The sequence below is a fragment of the Specibacter sp. AOP5-B1-6 genome (assembly GCF_052376555.1).
In the GTDB taxonomy this organism is placed as follows: domain Bacteria; phylum Actinomycetota; class Actinomycetes; order Actinomycetales; family Micrococcaceae; genus Specibacter.
This window is the reverse complement of record NZ_JBQSVT010000020.1, coordinates 1-12,259: the sequence shown is the minus strand read 5'-3', so window position 1 is coordinate 12,259 and position 12,259 is coordinate 1. Positions and strand designations below refer to the sequence as shown.

Below are 12,259 nucleotides of genomic sequence, written 5' to 3'. Positions count from 1 at the left end.
AGGTTCCGGGCCGTTTGGCGTCCGGGGCGCCAGCCGCTTTACCTGGCCGGCTGTCCGGAACCAACACTAACCCGAATCCGGTTCTTCCACGGATCGTCGAAGAGAATCTCGGCACCGGTATTGGCGACGGCAATGCCGTGGTGGGCCAACCGCGCCTGGAGGGCCCCGACGTCGTCCGCCTTGGGCAGCTGGATCAGCACCTCGCCCAGGCCCAGCGTATCCTTGCGGGGGCCTGCGCCGCGGCTGTTCCACACGTTCATGGCCATGTGGTGGTGGTAGCCGCCGGCCGAAACAAACAGGGCCTGGCCGTGGAATCCGGAGGTCTTTTCAAAGCCCAGCGTGTCAACGTAGAACTGCTCTGCGGTCTTGACGTCGCCAACCTGCAGATGGACGTGCCCGACGTCGGCTCCGGACTGGCGCTGCCCGGTGACGGACGCCTCGGTCAGGTGCTGCTCGAGGTACTGCTGCGGCGAGAGCGCCAGGGAAGCCATCTCGACCTCGCCGTTTTTCCAGGTCCAGGCGTCGCGGGGGCGGTCCCAGTAGAGCTCGATGCCGTTGCCTTCCGGGTCGGTGAAGTAGAAGGCTTCGGACACCAGGTGGTCGGCGCTGCCGGCGAAGGCCTGCGGACTGTACTGGGCGGCCGTGGCGACGGTGGCGGCAAGGGCGGCCTGGTCGTCAAAGAGCAGCGCCGTATGGAAGAGACCGGCTTCGCCGCGCGCAGGAACGTGCAGTCCGCCGGCGGGCTGCAAATGAACCAGCGGGGTGCTGCCGCGGCCCAGGTACTGACCGCCGTCGGCTTCGGCAACGATGTCCAGGCCGAGTGCCTTCTGGTAGTAGTTGCTCATCATTGTCATGTCGCCGACCTTGAGCATCACGGTGCCCATGGCGAGGTCGGCGGACAGCAGGTCTTGTTGCGCGGTCATTTTTTCTCCAAGGTTCGTTGTGTTCATGCTAGTCGTAACTAGTTGAAGCTTCAAGTTATTCCTTGGCGGGCAGCTTGGCTTCCATGACAATGCGCCGGGCCAGCTTATCCATGCCCCGCCCAGTTTCTTCCTCCCGCAGGGCAAGCAACCTGGGCGTCAGGTTGTGTTGCGCAACTTCGGCAAAGCCGCAGCTGGCATAGAACGGGCCGTTGAAGGGAATCTCGGCGAAGGTGCACAGCGTCATGGAGCTGAATCCGGCTTCCCGGGCCCAGGCCTTTGCTGCGGTGACAAGTGCGCGCCCGATGCCCTGCCGCGCATAGTCGGGACTGACCGCGAGTTGTTCCAAATGGGCCCGGCCATCAACGATTTCCAGCCGGACGAAAGCCATGGGCGGCCTGCCGGCAACCATGATGTGGAAGGCCGAGGCATAGTCGGCGGCCGTGCCCGCTGGCGGGAACTCAGAAATGTTCATGGGTGGATCCAGCGTTTCAAACGCCGCGTCGGCGTCGGCCTCGATGGACGGCAAAAGCGCAAACTCACTCAACGCGGCCGGACGTATTTCAAGCATGCAAGAAGACTATCGGCTGCACCGGACATTCATCAGGGTCGGTCCGTCTTCGCGGACCCTGTCTCGGCGGCCGCTTCGGCGGTCGCAATGAGTTCCTCGATGAGCGCCGCGCCTTCCGCGGTGTCCTGGGGGCGGTGGCCGCTGCGATGAATGATGTGCCGCGCGCCCGTGGTGTCCAGATACTGCGCCACTTCTTCATACAGCGGCTCCCAGCCGCCAGTGATCACGGTGGTGGGAACGCCGGGAATGATGTGCAGCGGAGCCTCGGTGGACGGCCGTTGCAGCCTGGCCCGTGTCGCCAACCGGCCCAAGGGTTCGGTGTTGGGCGCGGTCGTCACGGCCATCAAGGTGTTGAACTCGGCCAAAAATTGCCTGTCCGTCAGTTCTTTCGACCGGGCCTGCAGATTCGCGACCTGCGTGGAATGCGCGGCCGTGGCGGCCAGCTCGGCGGTCAGGGACAGTAGCAGCGGCTCAACCACGACCAGCGAACGGACCAGATCCGGCCGGAGCACGGCCGCCATCATGGCTGCGATGGCGCCCTGGGCGTGGGCCACGACATGTCCACCGGCACCCAGGGCGTCGATCACGATGCGGGCGTCGGCGGCAAAGTCGGTTGGCTTGGGAGGTTCGACGGCGTCGAAACCGGTCCGTTTGAGAAAGAGACAGTCGTATTTCCCGGCCAGGCGGTGTTGGGCCGGCCAGGCTGCAACGCCATAGCCGTCCATGCCGTGCACAAACACAATCCGGGTTTTACTCATTCATGCAGGTTACCGGACGCCCCTGACAAGAGGCGCAATGGACCTGCACCCGACTCGGTCCCCACCGCGGAGATGTGGCGACAGTTCCCCGGGCGGCCAACCTTGAGCCTGCCGCAAATTGTGGTGTATGAATGGTGCGGCCTTCCCCTACCGCCAACACGCGATGGATCACCAAAGAACACTATCCGGGGCGCAAATTCGAGGCAATAATCACGCAGTTTGTGCGGATTCGCAGCAGCGAAGCCGCCGCAGGATTGCGGCGCACGGCACAGCGGCTGGACCACACGGCGAAGGCCCCGGCACAGCGAAAGGCCCCATCCGCCGTCGTAACTGACGAAGAATGGGGCCTTCCGGAAACGCAGTTGAGCTGAGCGCTACTTGCCCAGGAACTTCTCGAAGCCCTTGGGCAGGTTCAGGTTCGCCGGGTCGAAGTCCTCGGCGCCGGCACCGAATGACGCACCGGTGGGCAGGGACTTGGGCGCATTGGCCTTTTCCTGCGCAGCCTTCAATTCAGCGGCAGCCTTGGCCGGGTTGCCGGAGCGGGCCTTCTTCTTCGGGCCCTGCTTGCCCTTGCGGGCGCTGTTGAAACCGCCGGGGCCGGCAACACCGGGCATGCCGGGAATGCCGCCGCCCTGTGCCATCTTCTTCATCATCTTCTGGGCCTGGCCAAAACGTTCCAGCAGGCCGTTGACCTCGGAAACGTGGACGCCGGAACCCTTGGCGATGCGGGCGCGGCGGGAGCCGTTCATGATCTTGGGGGCAACGCGTTCGTGCGGTGTCATGGAACGCACAATCGCCTCGACGCGGTCGATCTCTCGCTCGTCGAAGTTTTCCAGCTGCTGGCGCATGTTGGCGGCGCCTGGCATCATCATGAGCATTTTCTTCATGGAGCCCATTTTGCGGATCTGCTGCATCTGGGCGAGGAAGTCCTCGAGGGTGAAGTCTTCCTGATCGGCGAACTTCTTCGCCATCCGCTCGGCTTCGCCCTTGTCCCAGTTCTTTTCAGCCTGCTCGATGAGCGTGAGCACATCGCCCATGTCCAGGATGCGGCTGGCCATGCGGTCCGGGTGGAACAGCTCAAAGTCGTCCAGGGACTCGCCGGTGGAGGCGAACATGACGGGCTTGCCGGTGATGGAAGCCACCGAGAGGGCGGCACCACCGCGGGCGTCGCCGTCGAGCTTGGTCAGGACAACGCCGGTGAAGTTGACGCCTTCGTTGAACGCCTGGGCCGTGTTGACGGCGTCCTGGCCGATCATGGCGTCAATGACGAAGAGAACTTCGTCGGGGTTGATGGCGGTGCGGATGTCCGCGGCCTGCTTCATCAGCTCGGCGTCGATGCCCAGGCGGCCGGCGGTGTCAACGATGACGACGTCGTGCAGCTTGGACTTGGCCTCGGCCAGACCGGCCAGGGCAACAGCCACGGGGTCGCCGGTGGCGGATTCAAATTCGCTGGACACGCCGGGGTGCGGGGCAAAAACGGGGACGCCTGCGCGCTCACCGTTGACCTGGAGCTGCTTGACGGCGTTGGGACGCTGCAGGTCTGCGGCGACCAGCAGCGGACTGTGTCCCTGGCCCTTGAGCCACTTCGACAGCTTTCCGGCCAGGGTCGTCTTGCCCGCACCCTGCAAACCGGCCAGCATGATGACGGTTGGCGGGTTCTTGGCCAGGTTGATGCGGCGGGTTTCCCCACCGAGGATGGCCACGAGTTCTTCGTTGACGATCTTGACGATCTGCTGCGCCGGGTTCAGCGCCTCGTTGACCTCGGAGCCGAGCGCGCGTTCGCGGACCTTGGCGGTGAATTCACGCACCACGGGCACGGCAACGTCGGCATCCAAAAGGGCGCGACGGATCTCGCGGACTGTGGCATCGACGTCGGCCTCGCTCAGCCGGCCCTTGCCACGCAGGTTCTTGAAGGTTGTTGTCAACCGATCAGACAGTGAGTTGAACACGCGCCGCGTACTTCTTTCGTCAGGGAATAACCAACGCCCGCGCGGCCGGGCCCGAAGACCTGGCCGCGCATGCAGGCGCGGCAATTTACGTTAGTCAGGATGAGACCGGCGGAACGGGGCACTTGGCCCCCTCCCACTCCCTTTCCTGAGGGACTCAACTATCAAGGGTACCAACTGCCGGGGCCCTTCGCTGCACATGGCGCCCAACTTTGCCGATTGCGCCACGGGAGAAACCCCGGAACCAAAACATCTCAGCCACCGGGCCCGGAGGGGAGAAAAAACTGCCGGATGGTGGCATGCTGAGGACGTGACTAAAACCACTGCAGCCTCCAGCCCGTCCCCCGCCACCCAGACTGCCGCCTCGCGGAAAGCCTCGAAAGCCAAGCACGACGCCGGGACCCCGGCCGAGGTGGACGGCTCCGGCGAGCGGATCAAGACTCTCGTAATTTTGGGCGCCTCGGGCGACCTCACCGGCAGGTTGCTGCTGCCCGGTGTGGCCCGGCTGATTGCTTCCGGCCGGGCGCCGGGGCTGGCGCTGGTTGGTGCCGGCAGCGACGATTGGTCGGCCAAACAGTGGCAGGACCGGCTCGATGACAGTTTTTCCGACGCGCTCTCCCCCGGCGGCGTGTCGACCCCCGCAGGGATCAAGGACCTCAAACGGGTCCAGAAAAAGAGCAGCTACCACCAGCTCGATGTCACCGCCAAGGGCGAACTGGGCGAACTCCTCAAGGAAGTTGAGGGGCCCGTGGCGTTGTACTTCGCGCTGCCGCCGGCAGTGAGCCAGAAGGCGTGCGAGATGCTGGCGAAGAAGGACCTGCCGCCGGGCACCCGCCTGGTCATGGAAAAACCGTTTGGTTCAAGCACCAAGTCGGCTGAGGTTCTCAACGCCACGTTGGCAAAACTGGTTCCCGAAGATCACATCCACAGGATTGACCACTTCCTGGGCAAGTCAACCGTCCTGAACATCATGGGGCTGCGCTTTGCCAACCGGCTCCTGGAGCATTCCTGGAACGGCGCCCATGTTGAAAAGGTGGAAATCATTTTTGACGAGCCGCTGACGTTGGAGAACAGGGCCAGGTACTACGACCACGCCGGCGCCGGGCGCGACATGATCCAAAGCCACATGCTGCAAATCATGGCCATCATCGCCATGGAACCGCCTGCAACGCTGGGTGAAAACGATGTCCGGTCCAACCTGGCCGCCGTGTTGCGGGCGACAACGGTCGGCCCCGATGGTTCAGGCGACGTCGCCACCCACTCCCGCAGGGCCCGCTACACCAAGGGCACCGTCGGCGACCGGAAGGTGCCCAACTACGTCGACGAGGAAGGCGTGGATCCGGCCAACAACACCGAAACCCTCGCCGAGGTTGAGGTGTACGTGAACAACTGGCGTTGGGCCGGGGTTCCGTTCATCCTGCGCTCCGGGAAGGCGCTCGGACGCTCACGCAAGGAAGCGGTCGTGACGTTCAAGCCGGTGCCGCACCTGCCGGTTGGCTTCAAGGGCACTGACACCCCCACCCGCCTGCACATTGGCTTTGGCCCGGAAACCCTGACCCTTGACCTGGATGTCAACGGCCCGGGCGACCTGTTCACCCTTGACCGCGTCCACCTCGAGGCTGCACTGGCCAGCGACCCGCTGCTGCCCTATGGTGAAGTGCTCGACGGCGTGCTCAGCGCCGATCCGCTGCTGTCGGTGCGCGGCGACACGGCCGAGGAGTGCTGGCGAATCGTTGAACCCGCCTTTGCTGCCTGGAAGTCCAACGACGTTCCCATGGAGGAATATGCGGCCGGCACCAACGGCCCGGCGGACTGGACCACGAGCAGCGACTGACCGTTGCAGTAAGCCCGTGTCGGACATGGACGACGGCGGCGCCCGGGTTCGCTGTCCTGCCAACCCGGGCGCCGCCCCACACCCTCCCTAACGTCGCAAGCCCGGCCAGGGAACCCAGGGTGCGTGGGCCCAGCCGTTTCATGGTGACGATTTAGATGGCTGCGACGCCGCGCTCGCCTGTCCTGACGCGGACGGCCTCGTACACCTCGACCAGCCACACCTTGCCGTCCCCGGCGTTGCCGGTGTTGGAGCTGGCGACGATGATGTCCATCAGGTCGTAGGCCTGTTCGTCCGTGGCGAGGACCTCAATGCGGATTTTCGCGTGCAGGTCAACCGTGTATTCGGCGCCGCGGTAGATTTCGGTGTGGCCGCGCTGGCGTCCGTAGCCATGGGCGCCGCTGACAGTCAGTCCCTGGACGCCGTAGCTTTCAAGGGCGCCGCGGACGTCGTCGAGCTGTTCGGGCCGGATGATTGCCGTAATGAGTTTCATGCGTCAACCTTTGCTTCGCTCGTGCGGGATTCGATGGAGGCCTCAGGGAGTTTCTCCAGCAGGGGGTGGAAGCTGCCGGAGTTGCGGCCGCCGAGATCGTAGGCGGACTCTGCGTGGACCGAGACGTCGATGCCTGCAGCCTCGTGTTCGTTGGAGATGCGGAAGCCGACAGTTTTGTTGATGATCCAGCCGATCACATAGGCGATGATGAAGGAGTAGAGCATGACGGCGAAGGCGCCGATGCCCTGCTTGCCAAGCAGCTCGAGCCCGCCGCCGTAGAACAGTCCCTGACCGGCCGCCGGCGAGTTGGGATCTGCAGCAAGGCCGATGAACAAGGTTCCGACGATGCCGCCGACGAGGTGAACGCCAACGACGTCGAGCGAGTCATCAATGCCCAGGCGGTATTTCAGGCCAACCGCCAAGGCGCAGACGGCCCCGGCGAGCAGCCCAAGCACCATCGACCACATGGGGGTGAGGGCCGAGCAGGCGGGAGTGATAGCAACAAGGCCGGCAACGGCACCCGAGGCGGCGCCCAGCGAGGTGGCGTGACCGTCGCGAAGCTTCTCAACCAAGAGCCAACCCAAGATTGCAGCAGCCGGTGCGGCAAGCGTGTTAATCCAAGCGTAAGCTGCAAGACCGTTGGCACCCAGAGCGGAACCGGCATTGAATCCGAACCAGCCGAACCACAGCAGGCCAGCGCCGAGCATAACGAAGGGAAGGTTGTGCGGGCGGTGACTAGGATCCTTGCCGAAGCCCTTCCGCTTGCCCAAGATCAGGGCCAGTGCCAGTGCAGCTGCGCCGGCATTGATGTGAACAGCGGTACCACCGGCAAAGTCGATGACGCCCAACCCCTGGCCGATCCAACCGCCTGTGGGGTTGCCGTCAGCGTCTTCGGTAAAGGAGAAGACCCAGTGAGCTACCGGGAAGTAGACAACGGTGACCCAGATGGCCGCGAAAAGCAACCAGGCACCGAACTTGGCCCTGTCTGCGATTGCACCTGTAATAAGTGCGACGGTAATGATGGCAAACACGGCCTGGAAGCCTACGAAGGCGATCTCAGGGATGGTACCAACCAGCGGCATGCTGTCTGAAGTGTCAAGGACACCCTGGAGACCCAATTTTTCGAACGGATTCCCCAACAATCCGCCGCCGACGTCGGTGCCGAATGCTGCCGAGTAGCCAAACAGGACCCAGAGTACGCCGACCACGGCGATGGCACCGAAGCTCATCATCATCATGTTCAGCACGCCCTTTGCCCGGGTCATGCCACCGTAAAAAAATGCTAATCCTGGGGTCATCAACAGCACCAAAGCTGCTGAGGCAAGGACCCAAGCTGTATCGCCAGTATTCATTGGGCTGGCCTTTCGTTGAAAGAGATGCTGCGCGCCGCTTCTTCGGGGCTGTGCAATGTGGACTCTTACAATGTTGGGACCTGCGTGTTTCGTGACGGCGCGGAAAAGATTTCCACGGCGTTACATTTGCGGCCCCCTGGTTAATTTGGCGCTGCAATCGTGTTTCCGGCATGTTTCCCGGCCCACGCGTGGCGGGGCTTCAGACGGGTCAGGTTACGCGCGCCTTGGTGACGACCACGGCGATCTGCACCCTGTTGGAGGCTCCCAGTTTGTTCATGACATTGGAGACCAGCAGTTTAACCGTGGCTTCGCTCATGTGCATCGACACTGCAAGTTCACCGTTGGTCATGCCTTCGGCGACGCCTTGGGCGACCACGCGTTCCCTGGCGTTGAGGCTGTCGTAGCGGATGCGGTGGTTGGGATTGAAAGTGCTGTTGCGTGCCATGATGGCTTCACGCGCACTGTCGCTCAACAGGAGTGCCCCGCCACGATGGATCATGCGCAGGGCGACAGGGAGATCCTCTGCCAACAGCCCATGATTCAAGATTGCGCTGACACCCTCAAAAACGAGCGACTCGGCCATGTCATAGGGAACGTCACCCATGACGACGACGGTTGGAGACTCTGCCGTACGGCTCAAGACCCTGCACGCATGGGCCAGCGATTCTGTTCGTATGCCGGCATCCACCAGGACCAGGTCAACAGGCGCGTTCTCCATCACTGCCAGCAGCTCTGCGGAGTCAGCGGCGCTTTTCACCATGTCGATAAAATTTGCACGGCTCAGCAACTGGGCCAGGCCCAGGCCGGTGACGTAGTCACACCCCACCACGGCCATCCGCAGCGTTGCGGTTTTTACTGCAAAATCAATATTCATCGTGTTACTCCCCCCAAACGAGATTCTCTTTGTTGATGTCAAAGAAAATGTCACAAACCAGTCCCCACTGGCTCCTGAAATAACAACTTCTCAGGTGGTTGCCGCTTGCACGACGGGCACAACAAATGAACATTGTTAACCCTGCAATTCACCCCGAATTGCACTTACCATTGTAGCTCACAATATTTGGCCAATTGGCTAAGTGACTTAGCCGAGCCACTACGTGACATCGGCCGGACAGCTACCGAGCCGCAGCGTTGGGCGACCCGTCCGGCGTTAAACAGCTCCGGCAAAGCGGTCTGAATTTTCGCAGACCACTTTGCCGGAATCGCAGGGTGAATTCGGAGCGGGCGGAACTATGAAACCTTGTCCAATTCGGGGGCGGTCCCGGCGCCCTCCGGGTCCAACGCGTCAGCGCCGGCTCCGGCGGCAGGTGGGTGATCCGCCGTCGTGCTTGTCCTGGACGGGAAGGGCAGGCGGCCCATGACGGAGCGGCCGGTGCGGCCCAGCCAGCCAACGATCAACACCCAGGTTGCCCCGGACACCAGTACGGCGTCGGCCGAGGCCATGATGCCGGAGAAGAACGGCAGGCCCATGAGCACGGCGATGCCCAGGTGCATGGCGAGGATGCCAAGAAGGGCGAGCCGGCGCGTTATTTTGTTGAACAGCATGAAGGTGAAGGCGACCTGGACCAGGACGCTGAAGTAGGTCACCAGCACCACGGCCCAGGTGAAGTGGGTGGCCAGGTCCGAGATCCAGGGGAATACGCCGTATGCCTCGGACTGCAGCGGGTAGTACATGGCCGTGCCGTTTTGCCACAGCGTGCCCTGGACCTTGTAGAGGCCGGCTTCGAGGTAGACAAGGCACAGCTGCCCGATGACCAGGCACAGGGCCAGGTTGTGCAGAACGGTGGCGGCTTCGTGCTCCTGCAGGTTTTTCCGGGCACGACGGCGGGAATCCAGTGACCAGCGGCGGGACACGTCGGCGAACACCAGGTAGATGAGCATGATGCGGATGAAGTAGTTGCCGCCGTCGGCGATCGGCGTGTTCTGGGCGACGATGCCGGCGTAAAAGACAAACAGCAATGGCGTAATGATGCGCGTGCGCCAGCCCAACACGAAGGCGATGCTCAACAGAATTGCTGCGACGTACCAAAGCCAGAACGGGCCGCTGCCGGCGTCACGCAGGAGGTTCAACGGCCATTGGTAGCCGAGAATTTCACGGTAGCCGTCCCAGTAGGCGGAACCGGGGCCCCAGATGCGGGCGGCCACTGGAATATTGAGGACGAGCCAGCCGAGGATGAACGTGCCGGAGGCGATGCGCATCACGGCCAGGCCGTAGTCGGCGTGGCGGTTGCTGGTGAACCACGTCAGAACCAGGTTGATCAGTTTCACCGGCCCCCAGCGGTTGCTGGTGACCCAGCCACGGATGGTGGCCGGCTTCTTCGGGGTGTCGTCTTGCTGGGACCCGTCATTTTTCGTCTGCACCGCAGTGGACGACACCGGTTCGGCGTTCATTTCGCTTAGTGTCTGCTTTGTCATTTCCAGGCCGCCGTGGTGTCTTCATCAAATGTCATGACATCCCGCCAACCGATATTCATGAAGTTGGAGTTTTTCTTTCCGCCTTCGTTATCGCGGTGTTCGAAGGGGGTCACGGGGTCTCGGCGCATGCGGACCTCGACCAGCGAGGCTTTGCCACCCCACAGTTCAACAGCTTTCAGCGAAGCGAATCCAACGGCCACGTCTTCGAGTCGCTGGTAAGACTTCAAGGTGTTCAGCTGGCTCGGGTTGAACTTTTTGGTGGCCTCGGGCGAGTTCAGGTCTACACCAAAAACAGCTTCTCCATCTATGTGGTTTCCCTGTGCCAGTTTCGTTTGGCTGTCCGAAAGTTTGTCCGCCGCGGACCAGAACCGGCCGTGAATGGCGCGGGACTGTTTCGACTCCCGGTTCGAAAAGATGTTGAACTTGGCCGACGCCAATTCATCGGCCGTTATGTTTTGCCATTCTGAAAACTCGGCACCAGCACTTGCACCCTTGGCACAGACCTCGGCGGAACTCAGACAACCGCGCATCAGGAAATTCTCATCCTGGGAGTACGGGCCCGGGGCAAAGAGGCTCCAGCCCTGATCCAGAGGTCCAAGAAAATACTTGCTCAAAGCAGGCTGAAGGGATTGCTTCAGGGCTGTCTGGGGACCGGTAAAAGCCAATGTTGCCGCCAGGTGACCACCTGCCAGCAATCCGCCAATGAGCAGGACGACGGTGGAGAGTCGCCCAATGCGTCGAATTTTCACAAAATGCCTTCTTATAATATTGTCGCCCGCCGGGAATGCGGCAACCAAGAATGTGATGCGTGGCTGGGGCCCACTCCTGAAAGAAATGGGCCCCAACCACGCGGTGTTCACCGGGCAGTGCCGGGGTCTAACTAATTATGCAGTCTTGCGCTTGCGCACAATCAGCATAGTTGCTGCACCCAGCAGAAGCAGCGAGCCGCCACCGATGAGCAGTCCCAAGGACTCCGCACCCGTGTTGGCCAGCTTCTTGCCACCTGAGGTGGTCTTGGTGCCATTGGCGGCCGTGTTCGCAGCCGTGTTCACGTTTGCGTTCTCAGCCGTGTTGACAGCCGTGTTCGCAGCCGTGTTCACGTTTGCGTTCTCAGCCGTGTTGACAGCCGTGTTCGCAGCCGTGTTCACGTTTGCGTTCTCAGCCGTGTTCTCAGCCGTGTTCACGTTTGCATTCTCAGCCGTGTTCGCAGCGGTGTTCACAGAAGTGTTCTCGGCAGCGTTGTCAGCCGTGTTGTCCGAGGCATTTCCGCCAGCAGCGATTACGGTGAACGTTACCGAGTCCGTGGCACTCGTCTTGTTGTCGGTGACTACCAGCTGGTAGTCGCCCAACTCAAGGTTGGTGCTGGCCACGCGCAAAGCAAATGTACCGTCAGCCTTGATCAGCTGATCGGCAGTCAACGTTGTCAGCTCGGAATCAGCAGCAGCGAATGCTGCAAGGCCACCGGTTTCTGCGCCTGCACCGACGGGTGCAATTGCGACAGTCGCAGTCTCATTAGCTGAGAACTTGCTGCCTGTCAGCAACGTGGCATCACCCTTAACTACTGTCTTGGGCGTAACGTCCACCTTGACCAGAGGGAGGTCTGGTGCATTGACAACCAGGTACTGCGTAGTGGAATTGCCCGTGGTGTTGTCCACGACAGTCACCTTGTAAGTTCCCGGGGCGAGATCGCCGGTTTCAATGGCGTACTCAATACTGCCATCTTCCCCAACAACCAGATCCGTGGTCAGATCCGTCTCCACCCCGGTTACCCGGTCCTTGATCTGGACAGTGACCGTGCCATTAGGCGTGTAGTTCTCGCCCAATACCTCTGAGTCCTGACCAACCGTGACTACGCCAGGAACCAGTTCAAAGCTCTGGTCGGTGTTGTTGTCCGCCGAGTTATCAGCGGTGTTGTCAGTCGTGTTCACAGCAGTGTTCTCGCCAGTGTTCACAGCAGTGTTCTCGGCACCATT

11 protein-coding genes are annotated in these 12,259 nt (G+C 62.0%); 1 reads left to right on the top strand and 10 read right to left on the bottom strand.

The features are described 5' to 3' along the window. Nucleotides 1-38: 38 nt before the first annotated feature. The 4 genes from ACT3TS_RS11550 to ffh all read right to left on the bottom strand — a co-directional run bounded on the left by ACT3TS_RS11550 (nt 39) and on the right by ffh (nt 4,198). On the bottom strand, nt 39-923 hold the full coding sequence (locus ACT3TS_RS11550; RefSeq protein WP_444531659.1) for a VOC family protein: 885 nt from the start codon (nt 921-923) through the stop codon (nt 39-41). Nucleotides 924-978: 55 nt separating this feature from the next. After that, the gene (locus ACT3TS_RS11545; RefSeq protein ID WP_444531658.1) at nt 979-1,491 is read right to left on the bottom strand and encodes a GNAT family N-acetyltransferase; all 513 of its coding nucleotides are present in this window, start codon (nt 1,489-1,491) and stop codon (nt 979-981) included. Between the two features lie 32 nt (nt 1,492-1,523). Next, entirely contained in the window at nt 1,524-2,249 is a 726-nt protein-coding gene (locus ACT3TS_RS11540; RefSeq protein WP_444531657.1) for an alpha/beta fold hydrolase, read from the bottom strand. A gap of 374 nt (nt 2,250-2,623) precedes the next feature. Further along, nucleotides 2,624-4,198 (bottom strand): signal recognition particle protein, encoded by a 1,575-nt coding sequence (gene ffh / locus ACT3TS_RS11535; RefSeq protein WP_444531656.1) that lies wholly within the window; start codon nt 4,196-4,198, stop codon nt 2,624-2,626. 307 nt (nt 4,199-4,505) lie between these two features. Here ffh and ACT3TS_RS11530 point away from each other — a divergent pair, with 307 nt between their 5' ends. Then, nucleotides 4,506-6,029: a glucose-6-phosphate dehydrogenase gene (locus ACT3TS_RS11530; RefSeq protein WP_444531655.1), complete on the top strand. Its 1,524-nt coding sequence runs from the start codon at nt 4,506-4,508 to the stop codon at nt 6,027-6,029. A gap of 151 nt (nt 6,030-6,180) precedes the next feature. On the opposite strand, the gene ACT3TS_RS11525 is transcribed toward ACT3TS_RS11530, so the two are convergent. From ACT3TS_RS11525 to ACT3TS_RS11500, 6 genes are all read right to left on the bottom strand, one after another. Continuing rightward, nucleotides 6,181-6,519, bottom strand: a complete 339-nt coding sequence (locus ACT3TS_RS11525; RefSeq protein ID WP_444531654.1) for a P-II family nitrogen regulator — start codon at nt 6,517-6,519, stop codon at nt 6,181-6,183. Further along, entirely contained in the window at nt 6,516-7,871 is a 1,356-nt protein-coding gene (locus tag ACT3TS_RS11520; RefSeq protein WP_444531653.1) for an ammonium transporter, read from the bottom strand. Before ACT3TS_RS11520 ends, ACT3TS_RS11525 begins: the two co-directional genes overlap by 4 nt. A 208-nt stretch (nt 7,872-8,079) precedes the next feature. Further along, on the bottom strand, nt 8,080-8,745 hold the full coding sequence (locus ACT3TS_RS11515) for a LuxR C-terminal-related transcriptional regulator (RefSeq protein WP_444531652.1): 666 nt from the start codon (nt 8,743-8,745) through the stop codon (nt 8,080-8,082). A 356-nt stretch (nt 8,746-9,101) separates the two neighbouring features. After that, on the bottom strand, nt 9,102-10,262 hold the full coding sequence (locus ACT3TS_RS11510) for an HTTM domain-containing protein (protein ID WP_444531651.1): 1,161 nt from the start codon (nt 10,260-10,262) through the stop codon (nt 9,102-9,104). A 20-nt stretch (nt 10,263-10,282) separates the two neighbouring features. Further along, nucleotides 10,283-11,083, bottom strand: coding sequence for a DUF5819 family protein (locus ACT3TS_RS11505; protein WP_444531650.1), 801 nt, complete (start codon nt 11,081-11,083; stop codon nt 10,283-10,285). An 87-nt stretch (nt 11,084-11,170) separates the two neighbouring features. Continuing rightward, on the bottom strand, nt 11,171-12,259 hold a 1,089-nt coding region (locus ACT3TS_RS11500), incomplete at its 5' end, for an LPXTG cell wall anchor domain-containing protein (RefSeq protein ID WP_444531649.1).